The 25,217-nt window shown below is 74.2% G+C and carries 22 protein-coding genes; 11 read left to right on the forward strand and 11 right to left on the reverse strand.

Going from position 1 to position 25,217, the window contains the following annotated elements:
* Positions 1-32 precede the first annotated feature (32 nt).
* The 3 genes from corA to ACH4PY_RS26415 all read right to left on the reverse strand — a co-directional run bounded on the left by corA (position 33) and on the right by ACH4PY_RS26415 (position 3,083).
* Entirely contained in the window at positions 33-1,151 is a 1,119-nt protein-coding gene (gene corA / locus ACH4PY_RS26405) for a magnesium/cobalt transporter CorA (protein WP_398187765.1), read from the reverse strand.
* On the reverse strand, positions 1,148-2,689 hold the full coding sequence (locus tag ACH4PY_RS26410) for a phytoene desaturase family protein (protein WP_398187768.1): 1,542 nt from the start codon (positions 2,687-2,689) through the stop codon (positions 1,148-1,150). The genes corA and ACH4PY_RS26410 overlap by 4 nt, the downstream gene beginning before the upstream one ends.
* Positions 2,690-2,870: 181 nt before the next feature.
* On the reverse strand, positions 2,871-3,083 hold the full coding sequence (locus ACH4PY_RS26415) for a hypothetical protein (RefSeq protein ID WP_398188185.1): 213 nt from the start codon (positions 3,081-3,083) through the stop codon (positions 2,871-2,873).
* 112 nt (positions 3,084-3,195) lie between these two features.
* On the opposite strand from ACH4PY_RS26415, the gene map reads away from it, so the two are divergent.
* Positions 3,196-4,056: a type I methionyl aminopeptidase gene (gene map, locus ACH4PY_RS26420; RefSeq protein WP_398187770.1), complete on the forward strand. Its 861-nt coding sequence runs from the start codon at positions 3,196-3,198 to the stop codon at positions 4,054-4,056.
* A 97-nt stretch (positions 4,057-4,153) separates the two neighbouring features.
* Entirely contained in the window at positions 4,154-5,122 is a 969-nt protein-coding gene (locus ACH4PY_RS26425; RefSeq protein WP_398187773.1) for a hypothetical protein, read from the forward strand.
* 22 nt (positions 5,123-5,144) lie between these two features.
* Here ACH4PY_RS26425 and ACH4PY_RS26430 read toward each other — a convergent pair whose 3' ends face one another.
* On the reverse strand, positions 5,145-5,861 hold the full coding sequence (locus tag ACH4PY_RS26430; protein ID WP_398187776.1) for a bifunctional DNA primase/polymerase: 717 nt from the start codon (positions 5,859-5,861) through the stop codon (positions 5,145-5,147).
* Positions 5,862-6,094: 233 nt separating this feature from the next.
* Here ACH4PY_RS26430 and ACH4PY_RS26435 point away from each other — a divergent pair, with 233 nt between their 5' ends.
* Complete coding sequence (locus ACH4PY_RS26435; RefSeq protein WP_398187779.1) at positions 6,095-6,781, forward strand: heme oxygenase (biliverdin-producing); 687 nt, start codon at positions 6,095-6,097, stop codon at positions 6,779-6,781.
* A gap of 182 nt (positions 6,782-6,963) precedes the next feature.
* Here the strand turns inward: ACH4PY_RS26435 and ACH4PY_RS26440 are convergent, their stop codons facing one another.
* Positions 6,964-8,406, reverse strand: a complete 1,443-nt coding sequence (locus tag ACH4PY_RS26440) for an HtaA domain-containing protein (RefSeq protein WP_398187782.1) — start codon at positions 8,404-8,406, stop codon at positions 6,964-6,966.
* Between the two features lie 116 nt (positions 8,407-8,522).
* The gene (locus ACH4PY_RS26445) at positions 8,523-10,094 is read right to left on the reverse strand and encodes an HtaA domain-containing protein (protein WP_398187785.1); all 1,572 of its coding nucleotides are present in this window, start codon (positions 10,092-10,094) and stop codon (positions 8,523-8,525) included.
* Between the two features lie 205 nt (positions 10,095-10,299).
* Between ACH4PY_RS26445 and ACH4PY_RS26450 the strand changes: the two genes are divergently transcribed.
* The 6 genes from ACH4PY_RS26450 to ACH4PY_RS26475 all read left to right on the forward strand — a co-directional run bounded on the left by ACH4PY_RS26450 (position 10,300) and on the right by ACH4PY_RS26475 (position 16,102).
* Positions 10,300-11,277 (forward strand): hemin ABC transporter substrate-binding protein, encoded by a 978-nt coding sequence (locus ACH4PY_RS26450; RefSeq protein WP_398187787.1) that lies wholly within the window; start codon positions 10,300-10,302, stop codon positions 11,275-11,277.
* Positions 11,274-12,479, forward strand: a complete 1,206-nt coding sequence (locus ACH4PY_RS26455; RefSeq protein ID WP_398187790.1) for a FecCD family ABC transporter permease — start codon at positions 11,274-11,276, stop codon at positions 12,477-12,479. The genes ACH4PY_RS26450 and ACH4PY_RS26455 overlap by 4 nt, the downstream gene beginning before the upstream one ends.
* Complete coding sequence (locus ACH4PY_RS26460) at positions 12,476-13,339, forward strand: heme ABC transporter ATP-binding protein (RefSeq protein ID WP_398187793.1); 864 nt, start codon at positions 12,476-12,478, stop codon at positions 13,337-13,339. Before ACH4PY_RS26455 ends, ACH4PY_RS26460 begins: the two co-directional genes overlap by 4 nt.
* Positions 13,340-13,505: 166 nt before the next feature.
* Positions 13,506-14,339, forward strand: coding sequence for a dimethylargininase (gene ddaH, locus ACH4PY_RS26465; protein ID WP_398187795.1), 834 nt, complete (start codon positions 13,506-13,508; stop codon positions 14,337-14,339).
* An 84-nt stretch (positions 14,340-14,423) separates the two neighbouring features.
* Positions 14,424-15,149, forward strand: a complete 726-nt coding sequence (gene npdG / locus ACH4PY_RS26470) for an NADPH-dependent F420 reductase (protein ID WP_398187798.1) — start codon at positions 14,424-14,426, stop codon at positions 15,147-15,149.
* Positions 15,150-15,277: 128 nt separating this feature from the next.
* Complete coding sequence (locus ACH4PY_RS26475; protein WP_398187801.1) at positions 15,278-16,102, forward strand: tetratricopeptide repeat protein; 825 nt, start codon at positions 15,278-15,280, stop codon at positions 16,100-16,102.
* A gap of 7 nt (positions 16,103-16,109) precedes the next feature.
* On the opposite strand, the gene ACH4PY_RS26480 is transcribed toward ACH4PY_RS26475, so the two are convergent.
* Together ACH4PY_RS26480 and ACH4PY_RS26485 are read right to left on the reverse strand one after the other, a co-directional pair.
* Positions 16,110-16,640 (reverse strand): MarR family winged helix-turn-helix transcriptional regulator, encoded by a 531-nt coding sequence (locus ACH4PY_RS26480; protein WP_398187804.1) that lies wholly within the window; start codon positions 16,638-16,640, stop codon positions 16,110-16,112.
* Entirely contained in the window at positions 16,637-18,331 is a 1,695-nt protein-coding gene (locus tag ACH4PY_RS26485; protein WP_398187807.1) for an FUSC family protein, read from the reverse strand. Before ACH4PY_RS26485 ends, ACH4PY_RS26480 begins: the two co-directional genes overlap by 4 nt.
* Before the next feature lie 122 nt (positions 18,332-18,453).
* Between ACH4PY_RS26485 and ACH4PY_RS26490 the strand changes: the two genes are divergently transcribed.
* Positions 18,454-18,648, forward strand: a complete 195-nt coding sequence (locus ACH4PY_RS26490; RefSeq protein WP_398187810.1) for a hypothetical protein — start codon at positions 18,454-18,456, stop codon at positions 18,646-18,648.
* 19 nt (positions 18,649-18,667) lie between these two features.
* Here ACH4PY_RS26490 and ACH4PY_RS26495 read toward each other — a convergent pair whose 3' ends face one another.
* Positions 18,668-19,453, reverse strand: coding sequence for a site-2 protease family protein (locus ACH4PY_RS26495; protein WP_398187813.1), 786 nt, complete (start codon positions 19,451-19,453; stop codon positions 18,668-18,670).
* 403 nt (positions 19,454-19,856) lie between these two features.
* On the opposite strand from ACH4PY_RS26495, the gene ACH4PY_RS26500 reads away from it, so the two are divergent.
* Entirely contained in the window at positions 19,857-23,279 is a 3,423-nt protein-coding gene (locus ACH4PY_RS26500; RefSeq protein WP_398187816.1) for a BTAD domain-containing putative transcriptional regulator, read from the forward strand.
* Positions 23,280-23,291: 12 nt separating this feature from the next.
* Here ACH4PY_RS26500 and ACH4PY_RS26505 read toward each other — a convergent pair whose 3' ends face one another.
* Positions 23,292-24,128: an ABC transporter permease gene (locus ACH4PY_RS26505; RefSeq protein ID WP_398187819.1), complete on the reverse strand. Its 837-nt coding sequence runs from the start codon at positions 24,126-24,128 to the stop codon at positions 23,292-23,294.
* A complete protein-coding gene (locus ACH4PY_RS26510) occupies positions 24,125-25,189 on the reverse strand; it encodes an ATP-binding cassette domain-containing protein (protein WP_398187822.1) in 1,065 nt (354 codons plus the stop codon). Before ACH4PY_RS26510 ends, ACH4PY_RS26505 begins: the two co-directional genes overlap by 4 nt.
* Positions 25,190-25,217 lie beyond the last annotated feature (28 nt).

Genomic DNA, 25,217 nt, shown 5'->3' on the forward strand with positions numbered 1-25,217 from the left:
TGAAAAACGGGGTGCCCGGCGGGGATGTGGGGTCAGAGCCAGCCGATGCGGCGGAAGGCGCGGAAGACGATCGTGGAGAGGGTGATCGTCACCCCGAGCATCAGGGGGTAGCCGTAGGTCCAGCCCAGTTCGGGCATGTGGTGGAAGTTCATGCCGTAGAAACCGGCGATCATCGTCGGGATGGCGAGGATCGCGGCGCCCGCGGAGATGCGGCGCATGTCGACGTTCTGCTGGACGGCGAGCTGGCTGAGGTTGGCGGCGAGCAGGCCGTCGACGAGTTCGCTGTTGGAGACGAGGCGTTCGCGGACGTGCGAGAGATGGTCGGAGACGTCGCGGAAGTAGCGGCGCATCTCCGTGTCGAGCAGGCCGTCGGCGCCCTCGGTGAGGCGTTCCAGGGGGCGGGCCAGCGGGAAGACGGCGTGCTTGAACTCGATCATCTCGCGCTTGAGCTGGTAGATCCGCTCGGCGTCGTCGACGTGGGTGGACGAGAAGACGTCCGTCTCCAGCGCCTCGACGTCCAGCTCGACCGCGTCCGCGACGTCGAGGTAGTCGTCGGTGACCTGGTCGGTGATCGCGTGCAGGACGGCCGAGGGGCCGTGCGCGAGCATGTCGGGGCGGGCCTCCAGGGCGCGGCGGACGCGGGAGAGGCCGGGGGCGCTGCCGTGCCGGACGACGACCACGAAGTCCGGGCCCAGGAAGATCATCACCTCGCCGGTGTCGACGACCTCGCTGGTGGCGGTCAGCTTCTCGTGCTCGACGAAGACGATCGTCTTGAGGACGAGGAAGAGCGTGTCCCCGTAGCGCTCCAGCTTGGGCCGCTGGTGGGCCTGCACCGCGTCCTCGACGGCCAGCGGGTGCAGCCCGAAGACCTCGGCGATCTCCGCGATGTGCTCGGCCTCCGGCTCGTGCAGGCCTATCCAGGCGAAGCCGCCGCGCTTGCGGGCCTCGTCCAGCGCCTGCTGCGGCGGCAGCGAGGCGGCGCGGCAGCCGTCCTCGTACACCGCGCAGTCCACCACCACGTCCGCGGTGCAGCGGCGCTGCTCGGGGACGTCGTCGGCGCCCTCCAGGGTGTGCCAGCGTCCGCCGTGCCGCCACTGCCGGCCGGTCCTGTGCCGGGCCGGTGCCGCCGCCTCGGACCTGTGCTGCTTCATCGTGCCTTCTCCAGTACCGCCATCGCCGCGTTGTGCCCGGGAACCGCGCTGACCCCGCCGCCGCGGACCGCGCCCGCGCCGCAAAGGTAGAGGTTCGCATACCCGGTGCCGACGCCCCATCGCCCTGTGGCGTCCGTCACGTCGCCGTCGGCGTACGGCCACGCCAGGTCGCGGTGGAAGATGTGCCCGCCGGGCAGGCCCACCTCGCCCTCCAGGTCCAGCGGCGACTTCGCCTCGATGCAGGGACGGCCCTCCGGGTCGTGCGCGAGGCAGTCCGCGAGCGGCTCGGCCAGCACGGCGTCGAGCTGCGCGAGGGTGGCCCGCAGCAGCTCGTCCTTCGTGCCCGCCGGGTCCTCGGCGAAGAGCCGCGCGGGGGCGTGCAGGCCGAAGAGGGTCAGGGTGTGCATGCCCCGCTCGGCGAGTTCCGGGGCGAGGATCGACGGGTCGGTCAGGCTATGGCAGTAGATCTCGGACGGCGGCGCGTCCGGCACCCGCCCGTCCGCCGCCTGCTCGTACGCGGTCTGGAGCCCGCGGTAGCCCTCGGCGACGTGGAAGGTCCCGGCGAACGCGTCCCGCGGGTCCACCGCGGTGTCCCGCAGCCGCGGCAGACGGCGCAGCAGCATGTTGACCTTGAGCTGGGACCCCTCCGGGGCGGGGCCTGGCGGCTCCGCGCCGAGCAGCGCGGCCAGGGTGTGCGGGGCGGCGTTGACCAGCACGTCACGGGCCTGGACGGTGCCGCCGTCGGCGAACGTCACCTCGGCCCGGACACCGTCGGTCTCGATACGGGTGACCTCGGTGCGGGTACGGACGTGCGCGCCCGCCGCGCGGGCCGCCGCCGCGAGGGCGTCGGTGAAGGCGCCCATGCCGCCGACCGGCACGTCCCAGTCGCCCGTGCCGCCGCCGATGACGTGGTAGAGGAAGCAGCGGTTCTGCTTCAGCGAGGGGTCATGGGCGTGGCTGAACGTCCCGATCAGCGCGTCGGTCAGCACCACGCCCCGCACCGTGTCGTCCGCGAACGCCGCCTCGACCGTCTCGCCGAGCGGCCGCTCGAACAACGCGCCCCACGCCGCGCGGTCCCCCACCCGGCGCTCCAGCTCCGCCCGCGTCGGCAGCGGCTCGGTGAGCGTCGGGAAGACGGCCTCCGCGACCTGCCGCGTCATCCCGTAGAACGCCTCCCACGCGGCGTACTCCCGCTCCGACCCGGTGAGCCGCGCGAAACCCGCACGCGTCCGCGCCGCGTCCTCCGCGTCCACCAGCAGGCCGCCCCCGGCGTACGGCGTGTACGACGAGATGCGCCGCCGCCGTACCCGGAAGTCCAGGCCCAGATCCCGGACGATCTTCCCCGGCAGCAGGCTGACCAGGTACGAGTAGCGCGACAACCGCGCGTCCACCCCGGGGAACACCCGGCTCGACACCGCCGCACCCCCCACATGCTCCAGCCGCTCCACGACCAGCACGGTGCGGCCTGCGCGGGCGAGGTACGTTGCGGCGGTGAGGCCGTTGTGCCCACCGCCGATCACGACGACGTCGTACTCCATCCCGGCACTCTAGGCTCGCCGCCGGGCTTGTGGCTTCTCCGCCACGGGGCCCCTTGCGGTGGGCGTCGCGACTTTCCCACCGTCGTGGCTGGTCGCGCAGTTCTCCCCCAGGGCTTCGCCTGGGGGTACCCCCACGCAGCCCCTGAAAACGAGAACCCTCCCCCGCCTCACCCCGCGGTGGTCAGGACTTGTCGGACCACCGCGGATCCGTGTCCCACTCAAGATTCCGCTCCGCGGCCTGCTCCATCGCCGCCTCCGCCGCCTCCCGCGAGGGATACGGGCCGAAGCGGTTCTTCGACGGGCACTGCGGGCCCTCCTCCGCCTTCTTGTGGTCCAGGCAGTAGAACCACTCGCCCGGCTTGCCGGCCGGCTTCTTCGTCCGGAAGACCGCCATCAGCTCCTCCTCTTCCTTCTGCTCCCGCTCCTGCTCTGCTTCGGGCACGTGAGAGCACCTACCCACCCCGGCAGGGCGCAGCCCCATGATGCGCGCCGATACACTCGGCGGCATGTCTGCGCCGTCCTCGCCGCTCGTTCCCGGCACGCTCTCGCCCACCCGGCAGGTGCCCGCGTCGATTCCCCGTCCGGAGTACGTGGGGAAGCCGGGGCCGACCCCGTACACGGGGCCCGAGGTGCAGGACGGGGAGACGGTCGAGCGGATGCGGGTGGCCTCGCGGATCGCCGCGCAGGCGATGGCGGCCGCGGCGGAGGCGGTGGCCCCGGGCGTGACCACGGACGAGCTGGACGCGATCGCGCACGCGTACATGATCGGTCACGGCGCGTACCCGTCCGATCTCGGCTACCGCGGTTTCCCGAAGTCCGTGTGCACCTCGGTGAACGAGGTGATCTGCCACGGCATCCCGGATTCGACGGTGCTGCGCGACGGCGACATCGTGAACATCGACGTGACCGCGTTCATCGGCGGGGTGCACGGCGACTGCAACGCCACCTACCTGGTGGGCGAGGTCGACGAGGAGTCCCGGCTCCTCGTCGAGCGCACGCACGAGTCGCTGGCGCGGGCGATCAAGGCGGTGCGGCCGGGGCGGCAGATCAACGTGATCGGGCGCGTCATCGAGTCGTACGCCAAGCGCTTCGGCTACGGGGTGGTGCGGGACTTCACCGGGCACGGCATCAACACGTCCTTCCACTCCGGGCTGATCATCCCGCACTACGACGACCCGCGGGCGACGACCGTGATCAAGCCGGGCATGACGTTCACGATCGAGCCGATGCTGACGCTGGGCACGCACGAGTACGAGATCTGGGACGACGGCTGGACGGTCGTGACCAAGGACCGCAGGCGCACGGCGCAGTTCGAGCACACCCTCGTCGTCACGGCGGAGGGCGCGGAGATTCTGACCCTGCCGTGAGAGCGGGCCCGCGGCCGGTAATGTGGCGCCGATTCCGCGCGTCATCGCGCAGGAGTTCAGCCAGAGCTCAAGCGCACGAGTCGAGGAGCCACGCGCCATGAACCGCCGCAGGGTGGGCCTCCGGGCCGCCGTCACCGCGCTCGCGCTGCTGCCGCTGGCCGGGTGCATGACGGTGCACGGGGAGCGCGAGAACATACCGTCGGTGCAGCAGAAGAAGGCCGCCGCGGTGCTGGCGAACTTCCTGACGGTCAACAACCGCGCCAACAAGGCGTATGTGCCCGCGGACATCCTCACCATCGAGTCCGGCGCGCTCGGTACGACGGACGAGGCGGGGCTGCGCGCGCGGCACACCAACCACCCGGAGGGCAACCCGGGTTACCAGCCGCTGGCCTTCTCCGACGCCCACTACCTCATACCCCGGCAGGTGGGCTGGCCCAAGTTCTTCGTCGCCGACGTGGCCACCAACCGCGGGTCGAACTCCCGCTGGCTGCTGGTCTTCCGGCACGCGGGCCCGGACCAGCCGTGGAAGGCGGCCTATGTGGCGGCCGTGGCCACCGGGCAGATGCCGCGGTTCGCGAAGGACAAGGACGGCTACGGGCTCGACCTGGGTCTGGGCGGTACCGATCTGATGGTCCAGCCGGGGCAGTTGAGTCAGACGTACGCCGACTACCTCGGCAAGGGCGGGGACGGCACCTTCGCCGACGGCCGCTCGACCTCGCAGGTGCGCGCGGACCGCGCGGCGCAGGGCAAGACGGCCAACTCCGTGACGCAGTACGCCGACCAGGCCACGAGCGGCGGCGACTTCGCGCCGGTCGCGCTGCGCACCGCGGACGGCGGCGCGGTGGTCTTCTTCGCCACCCGCCACCAGTCGCGCTCGACCTTCCGGGCGGGCTACGGGCTCTCGCTCGACGAGGACACCAAGGCGCTGATGACGGGCACCCCGAAGACGTCTATCACCCGCTCGACGGTCGCCGACGAGCTGGTGACGGTGCCGAAGGCGGGCGGCGGCGGCAAGGTGACCTTCCTCAGCCGCGTGGTGGGCCTGGTCTCGGCGAAGGGCGAGTGAGCCCGGCGCCGGGGGCGGGCGCTCAGCGCAGCCAGGTCGCCGGTTCGCGCTCCGGCTCGTAGGAGAACTGCGCGCACGCGTCCGCGAGGACGTCGAGGACCGGCAGCGGGTCGGGGAGCGGCAGGTCGGGGCCGTGGCCGGGGAGCCATTCGACGGTCTCGCCGGACGGCAGCCGGGAGGGCGGCAGCAGGACGTAGCTGCCGCGCGAGTGCCAGCGGATGCCGGGGTGCTCGTCGCGCGTCTCGGGGTGGCAGTCCAGCTCGCAGGGCCACCACTCGTCCTCGTCGGCGGGATTGCCGCGGGTCGCGGTGAAGAACAGCAGCCGGTCGCCGGCCAGGGCGACCGGGCCGAGCGTGGCGCCGTCGGCGATCAGCCGCTCCATGGCGAGCCGCCCGGCCTCGGCGGGGACGTCGAGGACGTCGTGGCCGACACCGGTGGCGGTGACGAAGTTGGCCAGCGGGTCACGTCCGAGCCAGCGCTCCAGGGTGTCCGGATCGGTGCTGGCCTGTGTCTGCCACGCGGGGGAGACGGGGTGGACGGCGGGGATGGGACAGCCGATGCGCTCGCACGAGCACCCGTAGTTCGCGGGGTGGGCGGCGGGTGCGACGGGGAATCCGGCGGCGGTGGCGGCCCTGACCAAGGGGTCCCGGCGAAGGTCGGGCACGGCGGCCCCAGCGGCGCCCGAGGCGCCCTCCGCGCGGCGGCGCACCCACCCGGCCAACCTGCCTTTGCCTGCCATCGAGCTCCTTCCCTGGCCCCCGTCCCGCAGTGTCCACGGTACGCGGCTGGTGGAGGACATCCTCCCTCTTGCCGGGAATGAACACCCACCCGGGGTCGCCGTGTTCCCGCCACTTCCACCGGCGATTTTTTCCGACACGGAGTCGGCAACCCATTGACTTAGGCATGCCTAAGTTGTGATGATCTGACTGCCGGGCGGCGCACGGGCTCCCGGCAGGACACCGGAGGTCTCCCATGTCAGCGCCCCTGTCCGCGCTCACCCCGCCCGCACCGGCGCAGCCCTTCTCCGCCGTCATCCGCGACGCCAGCCGCGCCCAGCACACCGAGGCGGAGAACTCCCGTTTCATGGCCGACCTGCTCGGCGGGCACCTCGGCATCACCGCCTACGCCCGCCTCACCGAGCAGCTCCTGCACATCTACCGGGCCCTGGAGGAAGGCGCCGCCACCCTCGCCGGCGACCCGGTCGCCGGGCCCTTCCTGCGGCCCGAGCTGCGCCGCGTCCCCGCCCTGGAACGTGATCTCGACCACCTCCTCGGCGACGGCCCGCGCGAGCGCACCGCCCCGCTGCCCGCCACCGCCCGCTACGCCGCCCGGATCGCCCGGACCGCGGCCGAATGGCCCGCCGGATACGTCGCGCACCACTACACCCGTTACCTCGGCGACCTCTCCGGCGGCCAGGTCATCCGCGGCATCGCCGAGAAGACCTGGAATCTGCCCCACAAGGGCGACGGCGTCCGCTTCTATGTCTTCGAGGACATCGCCAACCCGGCCGCCTTCAAGCGCGAGTACCGCGAGCTGCTGGACGCCCTGCCGATCGGCGCGGACGAGCAGGACCGCGTCGTCGAGGAATGCCGCGAGGCCTTCCGGCTCAACAGCGAACTGTTCGCCGCGCTCGGTGAGGAATTCCCGCGCGCCGCGTGAGCCGGTCCCCCCGAGCTGCTCCCCGCCAGGGAGCGGCGGGGCTCCGGGCGGCCGGTGGTGGTCCGCCCGGAGCCCCGCGAACGGCCGCGTACGCTCTCGCGTACGTCCGTAGCTGCCCACGTCGAGCGGGCGCCCGCCCCGGTGCGGAGGGGGCGGGCGCCCGCTTTTCGCGGTGACGGCCGTCAGGCGCGGCGGCGGGCCGCCGTCACCGTGAAGGCCGCGCCCGCGAGCACCAGTGCGCCCGCGGCCCCGACGAGCGCGCCGGTGGGCGCACCCGCGCCCGTCTCGGCGAGCTGCGCGCCCGTGCCGCCGACGCTGCCCGCGCCGTCCGTGCCCGTGCCGCCGGAGGTGCCGCCGTCCGCGCCGCCGTCCGTGCCCGTGCCGCCGGAGGAGGTGCCGGTGGACGGGGCGGCGGTGGGCAGGGCCGCGTCGTCGCTCAGCGAGACCGCGAGGGTCACCGGGTCGAGCGCGGCGCCCTTCTCGTAGAAGCCGCTGAAGACCTTGGCGCCGTCCGCGGTGAGCGTGGCCTTCGCGGCGCTGACGGTCACCACGCCGGACTTCGCGGCGGGCGCGACCCCGGTGAGGTCGGCGACGGCCAGGTCGTCGTAGTCGGTGACCTTCCCGCTGGTCAGGTCCTTGCTCGCGACATCGGCGGTGAGGGTGCCGGTCGCGCCCTCCGTGTGCACCTTCAGGTCCGAGAGCTTCAGATCCAGCGCGTACGTGCCCTGCTGGAGGTGGCCGAGGAAGCGGACGCCGCCGGAGAAGGCCGCGTTCAGCTCCGTGGCGCCCGCGTCCCAGGCGCCGGTGCCCTTCGGGAAGCGGTAGCCGGACGCGGTGGCGGTCGCCCCGCCGCTCAGCTCGACCTTCCCGGCGGCGATCGGGCCCGTCACGTACGTACGGAAGGACTCCTTGACGCCCCAGTCGAGGTTGCCGTCGGCCACGGTGGCCGGTCCGCCGGGCGTGGTGGGCGCGGTGGTGGGGGGCGTGGTCGGCGGGCTGGTGGGCGGTGCCGTGGGCGCCTCCGCCTGCACGGCGAGGTCGGCCGGGTCCAGGGCGGTGCCCGCCGCGTACATCCCGTTGAAGGCCTGCGCGCCCGCCGCCGTCAGGGCCGCCGGTATGCCGTCGAACGTCATGGCGCCGTCCGCGCCGCTGCCCGGCCGCACCCCGGAGAGGTCGAGCGTGGCGAACTCCACGTCGTCCGCGGTGCTGCCGCCCGCCGTCACGTCGGCGGTGAGCGTGCCGGAGGTGCCCTGCGTGGTCACCTGGAGGTCGCCGAGGGTGATGTCGAAGCCGTGCGCGGTCGAGGCGAATTCGACGCTGCCCTCGAAGGCCACCGTCACCGCGTGCGTCGCGGTGTCGTACGAGCCGGTGCCGGAGGTGAAGTGGAAGGTGCCGCCGCTGTTGGTGGTGGCGCCGTCCGCGGTCGTGATGGTGCCCTGGGCGGCACCGGTGACGTACGAGCGGAAGGACTGCTTCACGCCCCAGTCGAAGGTGCCGCCGCTGATCGGCAGCGTTCCGCTCCCGGCGGCGGACGCGAGCGCGGGCGTGCCGAGCGCGACGGCGCCGGCCGCCAGCACAACGGCCGTCGCGAGCGCGGTTCTGCGGGTACGGGTTCGGGCGGTCATGGTGGATCTCTCCTCAAAGAGCGGGACAGGGATCGGGATGCCGCGCGCTCTCGCGCGGCGGGACGGGGGCGGCGGCGAAAGCGCGCCGCCCGCGGACGATCTGAGGGCCGGGAGCGTCAGCCGCCTTCACCGGCGGGGGAGTTGGCGCCCGGCGGGGCGGTGCCTGCCGAATCGGCGCCAGGGGTGGGGGAGTTGGCACCCGGCGTGGTGGCGCCGGCCGAATCGCCTTCACCGCTCGGGGAGTCGGCGCCCGGCGGTGAGTCCCCCGCCCCTTCGGGGCCGGCCGCCGTACGGCGTCGGCGGGCGCGTATCAGCAGCCCCGCCGTCAGGGCCGCGGCGGCGGCCACGACGGCGGCGGCAGCCGCGATCAGGCCCCCCGGCGTCCCGCCCCCGCCGCTGCCGGACGACGCGACCGGCTGCGGCGAACGGGCCGCCGGGGGAGTGGTGGTGGCCGCGGGCGCGGTGGTGGCGGCGTCCGAGCCGATGTCGGGCAGCGCGGGCAGCGCGACGCCGGGGGTGAGGGCGACGGACAGGCTCACGGGGTCCATCGCCGTGCCCGCCGTGTAGAGCCCGCCGAAGGCCGCCGCCCCCTGTGCGGTGAGCGTGGCCGCGGCCTCGTCCACGGTGGCGAGGCCGTCCTTCACGGCGGGCGCGGCGGGAAAGGTCACGAAGGGCTGCCCGTCGGCGTGGAGCGTGCCCTTGCCGTCCGCGACGGTGACCCGCACCTGGGTGAGCGTCAGGTCCAGCCCGTACGAGCCGTCCTGGCCGCGCATGCCCAGGAAGCGGACGCTGCCGGAGAAGGACGCGTCCAGCGTGTGCCGCGCCGCGTCGTACGTCCCCCTGCCCGAGCCGAAGCGGAAGAGGGCGCCGCCCTCCCGTGCCCCGCCCGCCAGTTGCCAGCTGCCGTGCGCGATGTCGCCGGTGACGTACTCCCGGAAGGTGCGGCGCACGCCCCAGTCGACGGCGCCGTCCGCGATGCTGCCGGGGGCCTGCGACGCGGGCTTCCGCGTCGGCGTCTTGGACGGTGCGGCGGACGCCGCCGCCTTCGGGTGCAGATCGACGGAGAGGGTGACGGGGGCGAGCGCGGTGCCCGCCGTGTAGTACCCGGCGAAGGCGCGGGCTCCCTGCGGGGTGAGCGTCGCGGGCACCCCGGTGAGCGCCAGCCGTGTCCCCGTCACCCCGCGGGTGTCCACCCCGCCGAGCGCGAGGCGCGCGAGCGGCACCTGCCGGGACACCGTGACCTTGCCGGTGTCCTTGTCCTTGCTGCTCATGTCGGCGTAGAGGGTGCCGCTGCGCCCCGAGATCCGCACCGAGGGGCGGGAGATGGCGAGGTCCAGCTGGTAGACCCCGTTGCTCTGCTTGTGCCCGACGAAGTGCACGCCGCCCGCGAAGCCCGTGCTCAGCGTGCCGGACGCGGGATCGTACGACCCCTGCGCGGACGGGAAGCGGAACTGCTCGCTCCCGACGGTGTCCGCGCTTCCGGTCAGGCTCCAACTCCCGTGCGCGATCGGCCCGGTGACGTAGCTCTGGAAGGACGACTTGATCCCCCAGTCCAGCCGTCCGCCGCTCACCGTCACCGTGTCGGCGGCCCGCGCGGCGGGTGCTCCGCCGAGCGCGGCGGCAGCGGCCACGACGACCGCGGCGAGGACGCACGCGATACGGACGCGGGCATGGCGAAGCAGCGGCATCAGGCCCCCTCCGGGCTGTGATTTTAGGTAAGGCTAACCTAAGCTACCCGGGCAGGCGGCGGGAACCACCCGCCCCCGACGAGGAGCGAAAGGGGCCGCCCCCGTGCACAGCCCGGACACGTACAGGCGTCACGCGCGACGGCGCGCCGCGGCGGAAGGCGCTCCCGGCGGAACGAGCACCCCGCGCGCCCGGCGCCGAACGGGCATGGCGCTCGCGGCGGTTGCCACCGCCGCCCTGCTCGCCCTCACCGCGTGCGGCGGCGCGAAGGACACCGCCGCCGCCCCCTCCGCCGCGCCCGCCGACACGATCGAGCCCCTGCCGGGCGCCGCGCCCACCCCCGCCCTCCCCGCCACCGTGACCTCGGCGGACGGCCGCGGTGTCACCGTCACCTCCGCCGACCGGATCGTGCCGCTCACCGGCGGCCTGTCCGAGATCGTCTTCACGCTCGGCCTCGGCTCCCACGTCGTCGCACGCGACATCACCGCGACCTTCCCGCAGGCGGCCCCCCTCCCGCTGGTCACCCGCGCGCACGACGTGTCCGCCGAGGGCGTCCTCTCCCTGCACCCCACCCTCGTCCTCGCCGAGGAATCCACCGGCCCCGCCGAGGCCGTCGCCCAGATCCGCCGGGCGGGCATCCCGCTGGTGATCCTCCCGGCCGCGACCTCCCTCGCGGACGTGGGCCCGCGGATCACCGCAGTCGCCGCCGCACTCGGTGTCCCGGCCGCGGGCAAGACCCTGCGCGACCGCACCGAGCAGCGCATCACCGCCGTACGCGACTCTCTCCCTGCGGGCACCACCAAGCCGCGGGTCGCCTTCCTCTACCTGCGCGGCACCGCCTCCGTCTACCTGATCGGCGGCCGCGGCTCCGGCGCCGACTCCCTCATCGACGCGGCCGGCGGGGTCGACGCGGGCGTGGCCTCCGGCCTGACCAAGGACTTCACCCCGATCACCAGCGAGGCCCTCGTCAAGGCCGCCCCCGACGTGATCCTCGTGATGACCAAGGGCCTCGCGTCCGTCGGCGGCGTCGCCGGCCTGGAGAAGGTCCCCGGCGTCGCCCAGACCCCCGCGGGCCTCGACCACCGTGTGGTCGCCATCGACGACGGCACCCTCCTCAACTTCGGCCCCCGCACGGACGCCGTCCTACGCGAACTGTCCGCCGGCATCCACGGAAAGACGTCATGACCGCCTCCCCCACCGACGACCGGCCGCCCACACGCCCACCGGCCGCGGGCGCATCCGCTGCTCGGGTCGGGGCCGACCCGAGCACACCGCAGGCACGTGCGGACGCCTCCCCGGCGATACCCGCGAAAAGCGCCGCGCGCGCAACCACCCACCAGGGCAAAGCCGCACGCCCCGCCTCCCGGCGCACCGCCCCGCTGACGCTCGCCCTCCTCCTCGCCCTCCTCCTCGTCTGCCTGCTCTCCGCGGGCATCGGCGCCTACCACATTCCTCCCGCCGACGTCCTCGCCTCCGCCGCCCACCGCGCGGGGGCCGGCGGCCACCGGCTCGACCGTGTCGCGGAATCCGTCCTCTGGGACGTCCGCCTGCCGCGCATCGTGCTCGCCCTGCTCGTCGGCGGCTCCCTCGGCTGCGCGGGAGCGCTCATGCAGGGCGTGTTCGGCAACCCGCTCGCCGAACCCGGCGTCATCGGCATCTCGTCGGGCGCCGCGGTCGGCGCGGTCGGCTCCATCGCGCTCGGCCTGACCTTCGCCGGGACGTGGACGGTCACGGTGTGCGCGTTCGCCGCCGGGCTGCTCACCGTCCTCCTGGTGTACGGACTGTCGCGCTCCGGCGGCCGAACGGAAGTGGTGACGCTCGTCCTGACCGGCATCGCCGTCAACGCCTTCTCCGGCGCGCTCATCGGCCTGTTCGTGTTCTACGCCGACAACTCCCAGCTCACACAGATCACTTTCTGGCAGCTCGGCTCCCTCGCCCAGGCCACCTGGCCCAAGGTGCTGGCCGTACTGCCCTGCGCGGCAGCCGGTTTCGCCGTCGCGCCCTTCTTCGCCCGCCGCCTCGACCTGCTGGCGCTCGGCGAACGCCAGGCGGGCCACCTCGGCGTGGACGTCGAACGCCTGCGGCTCACGCTCGTACTCGTGGTGGCGCTGCTCACGGCGGCCGCCGTCGCCGTCGCCGGGATCGTGGCCTTCGTCGGGCTCGTCGTGCCGCACCTGCTGCGGATGGTGGCGGGCCCCGGCCACCGCTTCCTCGTGCCGGGCAGCGCACTGGGCGGCGCGCTCGTGCTGGTCGCCGCGGACCTCGGGGCACGCACCCTCGCGGTGCCCGCCGAACTCCCCCTGGGAGTGCTCACCGCCCTCGTCGGCAGCCCCTTCTTCTTCTGGCTGCTGCGCAGGACCCGCGCCCGGCAGGGAGGTTGGGCATGAGCGGCCTCGACTCGGTGCTGCGCCGCGGCCGTACGCACCTGGCCCGCCGTCGCGCGGGCACCCCGGTGCCCCCGCCGCCCCGCCCCGGGGACGTGCTCGCCGCCGCCCGCGCGCTGCGGGTACGGCTCGGGACCAGGACCGTGCTCGACGGGGTGGACCTCGACGTCACCGCCGGTGAGGTGCTCGCCCTGGTGGGCCCGAACGGCGCGGGCAAGTCCACCCTGCTGGCCGCGCTCGCGGGCGACCTGCCCACGGCGGGCGGCGAGGTGACGATCGACGGGACACCGGTCACCGCGTGGGCCCCGCGCCACCTCGCCCGGCGCCGCGCGGTGCTGCCCCAGTCCGCGCCGCTCGCCTTCCCGTTCACCGCAGGAGACGTCGTACGCATGGGCCGCGCGCCCTGGGCGGGCACACCGCTCGCCGCCGACGACGACACGGCGGTGGCCGAGGCCATGGCGGCGACCGAAGCGGGGGGCTTCGCGGACCGGCCCTACCCCGCGCTCTCCGGCGGCGAACGCGCGCGGGTCGCGCTGGCCCGGGTGCTCGCGCAGCGCGCGCCGCTGCTGCTCCTGGACGAGCCGACCGCCGCGCTCGACCTCCACCACCAGGAGCTGGTGCTGCGCGTGTGCCGTGAGCAGGCCGCCGCCGGGCGGGCGGTCGTCGTCGTCCTCCACGACCTCGGCCTCGCGGCCGCGCACGCCGACCGGGTCGCCGTCCTCGCCGCCGCCCGCATCACGGCCTGCGGCCCGCCCCCCGACGTCCTGACCTCGCCCCTCCTGACCGAGGTCTACGCCCACCCCGTCGAAGTCCTCCCCCACCCCCGCACGTCCACCCCCCTGATCCTCCCCCTCCGCGACTGACCCCCCGCCGAGCAGGCTTCGCGCTGCCGCGCGGCCCCTCCGTCCGCTGAGGCCCGGTGCGAACGACAGGGCTCTTCGCGCAGCGATCTGGCGCACAATCCTGCCAGGGGTACGGGCCCACCGGCCCGGCCCCGTATCAGGGAACTCACACCCCGAGGAGCCCGCATTGCGCACAGCCACGCCCCGTCGCTACCTGATGTGCCCACCCGCGCACTTCCGGGTCGCGTACTCCATCAACCCGTGGATGGACCCCCGCAAGCCCGTCGATCCCGCGCTCGCCACCTTCCAGTGGGAGGACCTGCGCGACCGCTACCGCGGTCTCGGCCACACCGTGGAGACCCTCGAACCGGTGGCGGGTCTGCCGGACATGGTCTTCGCGGCGAACGGCGCGACCGTCGTGGACGGGCGTGTGCTGGGCGCGCGGTTCGCCAACCCCGAGCGCGCGGGCGAGGCGCCCGCGCACCTCGCGTGGTTCCGCGAGCGGGCGGCGGGCTTCGCCGACATACGCGAGCCCGAGCACGTCAACGAGGGCGAGGGTGACTTCGCCGTGACCTCCGGGTGGCTGCTCGCCGGGCAGGGCTTCCGCAGCAGCCCGCTGGCGCACGACGAGGCGCAGGAGTTCTTCGGGCGGCCGGTGATCAGCCTGGAGCTGACCGACCCGCGCTACTACCACCTCGACACCGCGCTCGCCGTCCTCGACGACGGCGCCGACGAGATCATGTACTACCCCGGCGCCTTCTCGCCGGGTTCGCGGGCCGTCCTCGCCCGGCTCTTCCCGGACGCCCTGCTCGCGACCGCGCAGGACGCGGCCGTGCTCGGCCTCAACGCGGTGAGCGACGGCCGCAACGTCCTCCTGCCGCGCGAGGCGGCCGGGCTCGCCGCGGCACTGCGCCACCGCGGGTACGAGCCGGTGGGCGTCGACATGAGCGAGCTGCACAAGGCGGGCGGCAGCGTGAAGTGCTGCACGATGGAGCTGCGCCCGGCCCCCGCGCGGGCCTGACCCGGCGCCGGGAAGCCGCCGTTCGGGCGGCGCCGTGGCCCCCGGAACCCCCCGCGCCGGGGGCCACCTGGCAGGATCGCCGTCATGACTAACGCTGACGACAGCAACACCGCCGCCCCTGCCAAGCCCAAGGCTCCCGCGAAGGACCCCTGGGCGCTGCCCGACGTCTCGGGCCTGGTCGTCGGGGTGCTCGGCGGCACCGGTGACCAGGGCCGCGGCCTCGCGTACCGGCTCGGCAGGGCGGGCCAGCGGGTGATCATCGGCTCGCGCAGCGCGGACCGCGCGCGGGTCGCCGCCGACGAACTCGGCCACGGCGTCGAGGGCGCGGAGAACGCGGAGTGCGCGCGGCGCAGCGACATCGTGATCGTGGCGGTGCCGTGGGAGGGCCACGCCAAGACCCTGGAGGAGCTGCGCGCCGACCTCGCGGGCAGGCTCGTGATCGACTGCGTCAATCCGCTCGGCTTCGACAAGCAGGGCGCCTACGCGCTCGTCCCGGAGGAGGGCAGCGCGGCCCAGCAGGCCGCGGCCCTCCTGCCGGACTCCCGCGTCACCGCGGCCTTCCACCACCTGTCCGCGGTGCTGCTGCAGAACCCCGAGGTCGAGGCGATCGACACCGACGTCATGGTCCTCGGCGACTCCCGCGCGGACACCGACACCGTCCAGGCCCTCGCGGCCCGCATCCCGGGCATGCGCGGCGTCTTCGCGGGACGGCTGCGCAACGCCCACCAGGTCGAGTCCCTGGTGGCCAACCTCATCTCCACCAACCGCCGCTACAAGGCCCACGCGGGCCTGCGCCTGACGGACGTCTGAGCCGAGCGCCCCGCAGGGGGCGCGTGGGGCACCTCCCGGACCGGGCTCCGGCTGGGAGGTGCCCCACGCGCCCGGCGGCGCGGGCGCGTCCTCGAACAGGCGTGCCCCGTACGCCATATGCTCCGGGTATGACGATATTCCGCCCCAAGTCCCGTGGCGCCGCAGGGCAGGGAGTGCTCGCCATGCCCGAACTGGCCCGCGCCGCCGCCTTCTACCAGGCCGGGCGTTACGCGGAGGCGGAGGCCGAGGCCCGTACCGTCGCCGCGGCCCGGAACTGGCCGCCGGAGGACGCGCCGATGGCCCTCGGCCTCGCCGCCCTCGCGGTGAACGCGCAGGGCCGCCACGCGGACGCCCTGGCCGCGTACGACGACCTGGTGCCCCGGTTCCGCAAGATCTTCGGGGCCAGGCACGCGCAGACCCTGATCCTGCGCTCGAACCGCGCACAGGTCCTGACCGCGCTCTCCCGGCACGCCGAGGCCGAGGCGGAGTGCGCCGACATCGCCCGTGCGGCGGCCCGCGGCAAGGGGCCGGAGATGCCGAACATCACGGTGGCGGCGCGCAACGGACAGGTCTACGCCCTCAACAGCCAGGGCCGGCACGCGGAGGCCGAGGCCGTCGTCCGTGCCGCGCTCGCCGTGCCCGGTGTGCCCGCCCAGTTCACGCTGTCCCTCACGCTCGGTCTGGCCCGCAGCCTCAACGGGCAGGGCCGGCACGCCGAGGGGCTGGTGGAGGCGGAGCGCGCGGCCGCGCAGTACGCCGACCAGGCCGCCCAGCGGTCCATCGCCGGCGCCGTCGAACTGGCCACGGCCAACGCCCTGCTGGGCCTCGACCGCGCCACCGAGGCCCGCGCGCAGGCCTCGGCCGGCCATGAGGCGTGCCTCGCCGCCTTCGGACCGGACCACTACCGCACCGTCGAGGCACGGGAGTTGCTCGCCCGTATCGACGAGGCCTGACCCGCCCCTAGGGTCTGCCGAGCCGCCCCTCCAGCTGGACGAGCAGGTCGCTCAGCCGCGCTGCCAGCTCGTCCCGGGCCGCGCCGGGGACGCCCGCGAGCACCGCGGCCTCGTAGGAGAGCTGGTCGGGCAGCAGTCCGTCGACGAGGTCGCGTCCGGCGTCGGTCAGGCGGACCAGGGCGACCCGGCGGTCGCGGGTGTCGGGGCGGCGGTCGACGAGGCCGCGCTCGGTGAGCGACTTCAGCCGCTTGGTCACGGCCGCGCCGGACGAGAAGGTCTCACGGGCCAGCTCGCCCGGTGTGAGCTCGTGCCCGGTGCGGCGCAGCGTGCCGAGGACGTCGAACTCCGGGCGGGTCAGCCCGGCGCGGCGCAGCGGCGCGTCCTCCGCCTGCTGGAGCAGCGCGGCGCAGCGGTTGATGCGCCCGATGATCTCCATGGGCGCGGTGTCGATGTCGGGCCGTACCGCGTACCACTGCCGGACGACACCGGCCACCGTGTCGTCCGCGACGCCGCGCGCCGTCCCGTCCGCTGCCGTCATACGTGTACGCCCTCCGCAGGTGGCGGCGCCTGCCGCCGTATCGCCACCGCGAGGGTACGGTGCCCGGCCTGCTCGGCGTGCAGCACCCGCTCCCGCGGGAGGTCCCGCTGCCACCACTCGCCGGCCGCGGTGTCGGCGGCGGTCCGCAGGGCGACGAGCGCGCCGGTGAGGTCGCGGTGCGCGGCGGTGAGGGCGTGCGGGTCGGGTTCGGGCGCGGCGAGCAGCCCGGCGGAGTGCTCGCGGGCGCGGTGGACGGCGGCGAGCGCGTGCTCGATTCGGTCGCCGGCCCGCCGGTTGGTGACGGCGACGGCCGCGGCGAAGCCGACGAGCGCCCCGACGACGGTGTCCAGCGCGCGGTCGGCCATGAGCGTCCCGGGCTCCTGGTAGCGGGCGAAGTCGGTGACGAGCAGCGCCATGGGTGTGACGCACACGCTGCCGAGCCAGTAGTTGCGGGTGATGAGCGCCTCGGCGCCGAAGTTGAGGACGACGCAGCACAGCACGAGCGACAGCCGGCTGACGTGGCTGAGCGGTGCCAGGGCGGCGAAGAAGAGGACGCCGAGGAGATTGCCGACGACGCGCTGGACCCCGCGGTTCCAGGTGAGCGTGACGTTCGCCTGGTAGAGCGAGGCGGCGGTGACGAGCGCCCAGTACGGCCGCCCCACGCCGAGCGCGAGCGACGCGTACCCGGCGAGCGCGCACCCGAGCGCCGTCCGCACGGCGAGCGGCGCGACAGCCGCGAGCCGCTCCCGTACGAGCGCGGCGAACGGCTGCCCCGACCGGGGCCCGGCGGCGGCGGTGGCCGCTGCCCGCTTCCGCCGTACGCCGTGCGCGGTCCACGTCTCCCACCCCGGGGACGCCGCGCCCTCCGGCGCCGGGAAGGCCCCGTTGCCGCGCAGCTGCGCCGCCCAGGCCCGCAGCCGGGCCGGGTCCGCGTCGGCGGGGGCGGCGAGGGCGACCTCCGCGCGGGTCAGCAGCCGGGCGAGGGGAGCGGCGGCCGTGGAGCGGGGCCCGGAGGCGCCCAGCGTCTGCCAGGCCGCGTGCAGGGCGGCGGCCGCGGCGCCGCGGGCGGCCCCGTCGCCGGACTGCGCGTACCCGGCGGTGGCGCGCAGGGCGTGCGCGGTGGCCCGGCGCTCCGGTCCGTACGGCCGGACCAGCCCCGGCGCCATGCCGACGACCCACGACCACAGGCCCGCGAGCGCCGCGAGGCCCACATGCCCGGGGACCTGCCACAGCTCCTGCGGGGCGAAGAGCGTCGCCGAGCTGATGAAGGTGAAGATCACGTTGGCCGGCGGCCCGACCCGTGTCGCGTCGCACACCGCCTTCTGGCCCGCGGCCAGCAGCGCCCCGACCGTCACCAGCACCACCGCACTGCTGGTCAGCGACGCCGTCACGAGCGCGGCCGCGAAACCCGCGAGCATGCCGAGCACGACCCAGCCCAGCACGCGGGCGCGGGCGGCGTACGGCCGGTTGTGCGCGTACAGGGCGCACAGCGACCCGGCCATCGTGTAAAGGGCCAGGTCGAGCCGCCCGAGCGCGAGCAGCAGCAGGTTGGGCGGGGCCACGGACACGACGACGCTCAGTGCGGGCTTGAACCATGTCTCCGACGGCACGCCGAGCCGCATCAGACCGGACAGGGAGAGGCGGGGGAGACGGGGGAGGCTGCGGGTGCGGGGAGCGGGCGTGCGGGGCATACGAACAAGCTTAACAGGTATTTTACTCGTAAAGGATATGGCCGGGGACGGCCCGCCGCCCGTGGTGGGGGAGAATGGGCGGAACGCCGCCCCGCGCTGCTCAGGACAGGAGCCGTACGCCCATGCCCCGCCTCGCCCTCTACGCCCTCGTGGTGTGCGTGCTCGCCGTAGCCGCCGCCGTCGTGTCCTTCGTGAAGGGCAACTGGATCGGCATCGTGTGGGTGCTCGTCGCGGGCGTCTCCAGCAACATGTGGTGGTACTACCACCGCAAGGCGCGCCTCACCGCGGCCGGCGCCCCGGGCGCCGACCAGGGGTGATGAGCCGGCCCCGCCGGGCTCAGTGCCGCCAGAACTGGAAGTAGTAGTAGCCGTTCGCGGCCAGCCACGGCGGCACGTGGAACCACTGCAGGACGTGGTAGACGCCGTCGAAGAACTTCTCGTTGACCGCCGGGATGTACAGCACACCGAACGTCGCGAGCAGCCCGAACGGCGCGAACGCCTCCGCCTGGCGGCGGATGTTGTACGACAGCCACGGCTCCCAGATGCCGTAGCCGTCCAGGCCCGGCACCGGCAGCAGATTCAGGAAAGCCGCGCTGACCTGGAGGAACGCCAGGAAGGCGAGCGCCGTGCAGAAGATCAGCGGCCAGCCGTCGGCCAGCCCCGTGGTGAACGGCAGCATCAGCAGCACCGCGAACAGCACGTTCGCGAGCGGGCCCGCCGCCGAGATCGCGGTGTGCTTCCAACGGCCCCGGATACGGTTGCGCTCGATGAACACCGCGCCGCCCGGCAGACCGATACCGCCCAGGATCACGAAGATCACCGGCAGCACGATCGACAGCCCGGCGTTGACGTACTTCAGCGGATTGAGGGTGAGATAGCCCTTCGACCCGATGCTTATGTCACCGCTGTGCAGGGCGGTACGGGCGTGCGCGTACTCGTGCAGGCACAGGGAGACGACCCAGCCGGACACGACGAAGAGGAAGACGGCGAAGCCGGGGTCGGAGGCGAAGTCCGTCCACAGGGCCCAGCCGGAGACGCCCATGACGGCGGCGATCCCCAGGAACACCGGGCTCACCCACCGGTCCCCGCTCCCGCGGGCCTGACGAATGGGCGTGACGCTCATGAACGGGCCTTTCCCCTTCCCGGGGCTCCGGCCGCCCCGGCGTGTCGTGCATTTTCCCATGCGGGGGCGCCTGTCGGCGCCGGTCACTCCCCCCGGGCCGCGCCCTGCCCAGGGCGGCACCCGTTTTCAGGGGCGCGGGGAACTGCGCGCTCAGCCACCCACTGCGTGCACGTCGTCACCGGCCCGAAGGGGCAGTTCGGTTTCGTACCGGACCACCGGCCGGTGGGGGCTGCTCGCTCCGTTCTTCCCCAGAGCTTCGCCTGGGGGCACCCCCAGGCGCTCCTGGAAAACGGGTGCCCGGCGGGGCATCCGCGCCCCGGAAAACGGGTGCCCCGCAGAGCATCCATGCCCCGGGAACGCCTGCCCGGCGGGGCATCCGCAGGGCATCCGTAAGAATGGGGGAGTGCGATACGGGATCCTCGGGGGCGCCGAGGTGTGGGGGGACGGCGGTGGGGCGAGGGGATCGCTCGCCGGCGGGCGGCTGCGCGCGCTGCTGACCGCGCTGGCGCTGCGGCCCGGCCGCGTTGTCGCGGCCGACGCGCTGATCGAGGACGTGTGGGACGGCGAGCCGCCCGCCGGGGCGACCGGCGCACTGCAGGCGCTGGTCGGACGGCTGCGCCGGGCGATCGGGCACGACGCGGTCGACTCCGTCGAGGGCGGCTACCGCCTCGTCGCGGAGAAGGACGACATCGACCTCTTCCGTTTCGAGCGCCTCGCAGAGGAGGGCTCCCGCGCGCTCGCCGACGGCGACCCCGCCAAGGCCGCGGGTCTGCTCGCGGACGCGCTCGCGCTGTGGCGCGGCCCCGCCCTCGCGGACCTTCCGGACCGGGGCAGCGCGGCGGTGCGGGCCGAGGCGCTGCGGCTGGACGCCCGGCGGCTGCGGCTGGCGGCGGAGGTGCAGCTGGGCCGGGCAGCGGGTGTGCTGCCGGAGCTCGCGGGGCTGGCCGCCGACCACCCGCTGGACGAGCCGTTGCACGCCCTGCACATCCGCGCCCTGCGTGCGGCGGGCCGTACGGCGGACGCGCTCGCGGCGTACGAGAGTGTACGGCGCGCCCTCGCGGACCGGCTCGGCACCGACCCGAGTCCCGAACTGCGGGCGCTGCACGCGGAGTTGCTGAACCCCGCGGCCGAGCCGGTGCCACCGCCGCGGCCCGCGGCGCAGCGGCGGCGGCCCGCCCGGCAGGGCAACTCCCGGGCCCGGCTCACGAGCTTCGTCGGCCGGGAGGCCGAACTCGGCGCGGTGGCCGATGACTTGACCCGCGCCCGGCTGGTGACGCTCACCGGTCCTGGCGGCACGGGCAAGACCCGGCTGTCGCAGGAGACCGGCGATCTCGTCGCCGACCGCTGGCGGGACGGCGTCTGGTACGCCGAACTCGCCCCGGTCAGCGACCCGCGCGGCCTCCCCGAGGCCGTCATCAGCTCGCTGGGCCTGCGCGACACCCAGTTGCACGGTCTGACCAGCGAGGCGATAGCCGCGGTCGAGAACAAGAGCAAGGACCCGGTGCGCCGCCTCACCGATCTGCTCGCGGGCCGCGAGCTGCTCCTCGTGCTCGACAACTGCGAGCACGTCATCGACGCCGCCGCGACCCTCGCCGAGCGGCTGCTCGCCGACTGCCCCGGTCTCGTCGTCCTCGCGACGAGCCGCGAACCCCTGGGCGTACCGGGGGAGTTGGTGCGGCCGCTGGATCCGCTGCCGGATCCGACCGCGCTGCGGCTGCTCGCCGACCGCGGGGCGGCGGCCCGCCCCGGCTTCTCCGTGGACGACGACCCGCTCGCGTGCGCGGAGCTGTGCCGTCGGCTGGACGGGCTGCCGCTGGCGATCGAGCTGGCCGCGGCCCGGCTGCGCAGCATGTCGCCGCGCGGCCTGGCCGACCGACTGGACGACCGTTTCCGGCTGCTGACCGGCGGCAGCCGTACGCTGCTGCCGCGCCAGCAGACGCTGCGCGCGGTCGTCGACTGGTCCTGGGATCTCCTCGACCCGGCGGAGCGCACCCTGCTGCGCCGCCTCGCCGTCTTCCGCGGCGGCTGGACGCTGGAGGCGATCGAGGCGATCTGCGCCGACCCGGCACCGGACGGCGGCGCCCGCACCCCCACCTCCCCCGCGCCCGGCGGGTCCGGCGACCGGATCGACGCCGCCGACGCGGCGCCGCTGCTCGCCTCGCTCGTCGACAAGTCCCTGGTCCTCGCTGAGTTCACGGGCGACGGCGAGCGCTACCGGATGCTGGAGACGATCGCCGAGTACGCCGCCGAGCGGCTGGACGAGTCGGGTGAGCGGGACGCGGTCGCGGGACGGCACCTCGTCCACTTCCGGGAACTGGCCCGCAGCGCGCACCCCAAGATGCGCGGGGCCGGTCAACTGGCCTGGTTCGAGCGGCTGGAGCGCGAGCACGAGAACCTGCGGGCGGCGCTGCGCCGTGCCGTCGACACCGGTGACGAGGACGAGGCGCTGATCCTCGTGCTGGCCTGCTCGTGGTTCTGGGAGGTGCGCAACTACCTCTCCGAGCGCCGCTACTGGCCCGGTCTGGTGGCCGCGATGGGCGAGGACCCGTTCGACACGCCGCCGTATCTGGAACCCGTCGAGCGCGGGCCGCTGGACGATCCGCCGCCGCTCGGCGAGCAGCAGCTCATCGAGGCCCGGCGCTGGGTGCGGGTGGTGCAGATGGCCGCCTCCGAGGGCGACACGGAGTGGTGGACGATGCCGGAGGTCGCCCGGCTCGGTGAGCGGATGATCGCCAGCTACCCGCCGCACCTGCCGCAGTCGGCCCGCTTCCCGGGCCTGATGCGCCCGTACGCGGCCTTCTTCACCGGCGACTTCGAGAAGCTGCGCAGCCTGGTGGACGAGACGGTGGAGTCCTGCCGCATCCACCACCGGGAATGGGAGCTGGCCTTCTCCCTCCAGATGCGGGCCAAGGTCAACAACGACGTGAGCGAGTACGTCGAGGCGTCGATCCGCGACATCGCCGAGAGCCGGAAGATCTTCGAGCGGTTCGGCGACGAGTGGGGCATGGCCGAGACGCTGTCGGCCGAGGCGGAGGCGGCCGGCAACGCGGGGGACTGGGCGCACGCCGCCGAGAGCTGCCGCAAGGGCATCGCGCTGGCCCGTAAGATCGGCTCCCAGCAGCATGTCCCGGTCCTCACCGTCCGGTTGGGCGACGCCCTGGTCAACCTCGGCGAGATCGACGAGGGCATGAGGACGCTGCGCCGGGGCGTCGAGGAGGCCTCGGAGTACGGCGCCGACCACGACGGCGCCCGCTTCTACGGCCGGGTGCTGCTCGCGGGCGCGCTCACGCACATCGGGAGGGTCGCCGAGGCGCTGGAGCTCATCGAGGAGACGCGTCACGACAGCCGGCACACCAGCGGGCAGCCCGGCTTCATCGTCGGCATGCTCGTGAGCATGAAGGGCTATCTGGTCGGCCTGCTCGGCGACCCGCTCGGCGGCCTGGGCATGGTCCGCGACGGTCTCGCGGTGCTCGCCGCGCACCCGATCGCCCATGTCATCACCCCGCGGATCGGCATGATTCTGGCCCCCGGCGCCGCCGAACTCCTGTCGGTGCTGGCCGAGTCGGCGTCCCCGGCCGCCCCCGTGCCGCCCGGTGGGCTCGCCGACCGCCGCGCCCGGCGCGCCGCGGCCCTGCTCAACGCCCACCGCCGGCTGCGCCCCAACGCGCTGCCGCCCGCCGAGGCCCAGCGGGTGGCCGCCACCACCGAGCGGCTGCACGTGCTGCTCGGCGCGCAGCGGTACGCGGCCGCGCACGCCGAGGGCGACGGCCTCACGGTGGAGGAGGCCGTCGCCCTCATGCGCGACGTGGCGGAGCCGGCCGGCTGAACCGGCGCGCACTCAGGTCTTCTTGCGGAAGCGGGCGACCGCGAGGGGCGCCGTGACCAGGGTGATGCCCGCGGTCCAGGCGAGCGTGATCCACACCGAGTGGGCGACGGCCCCGCCGTTGATCAGGTTGCGGGAGGCGTCGGCGAGCGTGGACAGCGGGTTGACCTTGGTGAAGCCCTCCAGCCAGCCGGGCATCGTGGTCGGCTTGGCGAAGATCGAGCTGCCGAACTGCAGCGGCATCAGCACGAGCATGGCGACCCCCTGGACTGCCTGCGGCGTCTTCATGGTCAGGCCCAGCAGGATGAAGATCCACATCAGCGACGCCCCGAACACCGCGGACAGCGCGATCGCGGCCAGCAGGTGCAGCACGTCCGTGCCGATGGTCATCCCCAGCGCGAAGCCCATGCCGAGGAGGATGAGGGTCGCGATCATCATGCGGCCCAGCTCGACGACGATCTTGGCGATCAGGACCGAGGACCGCGCGATCGGCATCGTGCGGAAGCGGTCCATGACCCCCTTCTTGAAGTCGTCGTTGATACCGGTGCCGACGGCCTGCGCGATGTTCATGCCCATCATCGCCATCAGGCCGGGCACCACGTAGTTGACGTACTCGTGCTGGTGGCCCTTGCCGGAGACCGCGCCGCCGAAGACGTACACGAACAGCAGCGTGAAGATGATCGGCATCAGGACGGCGTCGAACATCGACTCCGGGTCCTGCTTGATCTGGAGCAGGTTGCGGCGCGAGAGGGCGCCGATGTGCCGCAGGTTGGCCCGCAGGCCTATCCGTCCCTCGGCGGGCGCCGCGGCGGTCGTGGCCGGCCGGTCGAGGGTGGCCGTGGCCGTGGTCATACCGTCACCTTCTTCTTCTCCCCGTGGTCCGCCGTGCGGGCGGTGGTCGCGTCGGCGGCGGCCGGCGCGGAGTCGTCGTCGTGCGTGCCGTCGTCGGCCTTCTTGCCGGTGATGGCGAGGAAGACCTCGTCCAGGCTGGGCAGGTGCGTGCCGATGTGCGCGATGCCGAAGCCCCGCTCGGCCAGCAGGCCGACCACGGCCGTGAGCTGCTCGTCGGTGAGGATCGGCACCGACACCTCGCCGTCGGCGGGGGCGGTCTGCACCTCACCGAGCCCGGCCAGGCCCGCGTCGCGGACGGCCGCGGCCATCGCGTGCAGCTGCAGCGGGTCGGACGGGCGGATCACCAGCGTGCGGCCGCCGACCTTCGCCTTCAGCTCCGCCACCCGGCCGTTGGCGATCACCCGGCCGCGGTCGATGACCGTCAGCTCGTTCGCGAGCTGCTCGGCCTCCTCCATGTACTGCGTGGTCAGCAGCACCGTCGCGCCCTCGGCGACCATGCGCTGGACCTCTTCCCACACCTCGTTGCGGGTGCGCGGGTCGAGACCGGTCGTCGGCTCGTCCAGGTAGAGCACCTGCGGGCGGCCTGTCATGCTCGCCGCCAGGTCGAGGCGGCGGCGCATACCGCCGGAGTAGTGCATCGCGGGGCGCTTGGCGGCCTCGGTCAGCGAGAAGCGCTCCAGCAGCTCGTCGGCCCGCGCCTTGGCGTCCCGGCTCGACAGGTCGAGCAGCCGCCCGATCATGTAGAGGTTCTCCCGGCCGGACAGCTTCTCGTCCACCGAGGCGTACTGCCCGGTGAGGCCGATCACCCGGCGCAGCTGCCGGGGCTGCCGCAGCACGTCGTAGCCGGCCACCGTGGCCGTGCCCGCGTCCTGCCGGATCAGCGTGGACAGCACCCGCACCAGGGTGGTCTTGCCGGCCCCGTTCGGCCCGAGGACCCCGAGGACGGTGCCCTGCTTCACGTCAAGGTCAACGCCGTCGAGTGCCTTGGTCTGGCCGAAGTGTTTGACCAGCCCCCGCACCTCGACGGCGGACTCGTTGTTCCTGTTCGGTCGCGTCGTCATGTCCACCACTGTGCCGGGCGCCCCCGAC

It is taken from the genome of Streptomyces sp. NPDC021224 (assembly GCF_044332905.1).
In the GTDB taxonomy this organism is placed as follows: Bacteria; Actinomycetota; Actinomycetes; order Streptomycetales; family Streptomycetaceae; genus Actinacidiphila.

Coding starts and splice junctions, on each gene's coding strand:
- ACH4PY_RS26415 (WP_398188185.1), bottom strand. CDS start 3,083: ATGGCGGTCTTCCGGACGAAGAAGCCGGCCGGCAAGCCGGGCGAGTGG.
- ACH4PY_RS26450 (WP_398187787.1), top strand. CDS start 10,300: ATGGCGCTCGCGGCGGTTGCCACCGCCGCCCTGCTCGCCCTCACCGCG.
- ACH4PY_RS26455 (WP_398187790.1), top strand. CDS start 11,274: ATGACCGCCTCCCCCACCGACGACCGGCCGCCCACACGCCCACCGGCC.
- npdG (WP_398187798.1), top strand. CDS start 14,424: ATGACTAACGCTGACGACAGCAACACCGCCGCCCCTGCCAAGCCCAAG.
- map (WP_398187770.1), top strand. CDS start 3,196: ATGTCTGCGCCGTCCTCGCCGCTCGTTCCCGGCACGCTCTCGCCCACC.
- corA (WP_398187765.1), bottom strand. CDS start 1,151: ATGAAGCAGCACAGGTCCGAGGCGGCGGCACCGGCCCGGCACAGGACC.
- ACH4PY_RS26440 (WP_398187782.1), bottom strand. CDS start 8,406: ATGACCGCCCGAACCCGTACCCGCAGAACCGCGCTCGCGACGGCCGTT.
- ACH4PY_RS26445 (WP_398187785.1), bottom strand. CDS start 10,094: ATGCCGCTGCTTCGCCATGCCCGCGTCCGTATCGCGTGCGTCCTCGCC.
- ACH4PY_RS26410 (WP_398187768.1), bottom strand. CDS start 2,689: ATGGAGTACGACGTCGTCGTGATCGGCGGTGGGCACAACGGCCTCACC.
- ACH4PY_RS26510 (WP_398187822.1), bottom strand. CDS start 25,189: ATGACGACGCGACCGAACAGGAACAACGAGTCCGCCGTCGAGGTGCGG.
- ACH4PY_RS26490 (WP_398187810.1), top strand. CDS start 18,454: ATGCCCCGCCTCGCCCTCTACGCCCTCGTGGTGTGCGTGCTCGCCGTA.
- ACH4PY_RS26480 (WP_398187804.1), bottom strand. CDS start 16,640: ATGACGGCAGCGGACGGGACGGCGCGCGGCGTCGCGGACGACACGGTG.
- ACH4PY_RS26430 (WP_398187776.1), bottom strand. CDS start 5,861: ATGGCAGGCAAAGGCAGGTTGGCCGGGTGGGTGCGCCGCCGCGCGGAG.
- ACH4PY_RS26435 (WP_398187779.1), top strand. CDS start 6,095: ATGTCAGCGCCCCTGTCCGCGCTCACCCCGCCCGCACCGGCGCAGCCC.
- ACH4PY_RS26475 (WP_398187801.1), top strand. CDS start 15,278: ATGACGATATTCCGCCCCAAGTCCCGTGGCGCCGCAGGGCAGGGAGTG.
- ACH4PY_RS26495 (WP_398187813.1), bottom strand. CDS start 19,453: ATGAGCGTCACGCCCATTCGTCAGGCCCGCGGGAGCGGGGACCGGTGG.
- ACH4PY_RS26425 (WP_398187773.1), top strand. CDS start 4,154: ATGAACCGCCGCAGGGTGGGCCTCCGGGCCGCCGTCACCGCGCTCGCG.
- ACH4PY_RS26505 (WP_398187819.1), bottom strand. CDS start 24,128: ATGACCACGGCCACGGCCACCCTCGACCGGCCGGCCACGACCGCCGCG.
- ACH4PY_RS26485 (WP_398187807.1), bottom strand. CDS start 18,331: ATGCCCCGCACGCCCGCTCCCCGCACCCGCAGCCTCCCCCGTCTCCCC.
- ACH4PY_RS26460 (WP_398187793.1), top strand. CDS start 12,476: ATGAGCGGCCTCGACTCGGTGCTGCGCCGCGGCCGTACGCACCTGGCC.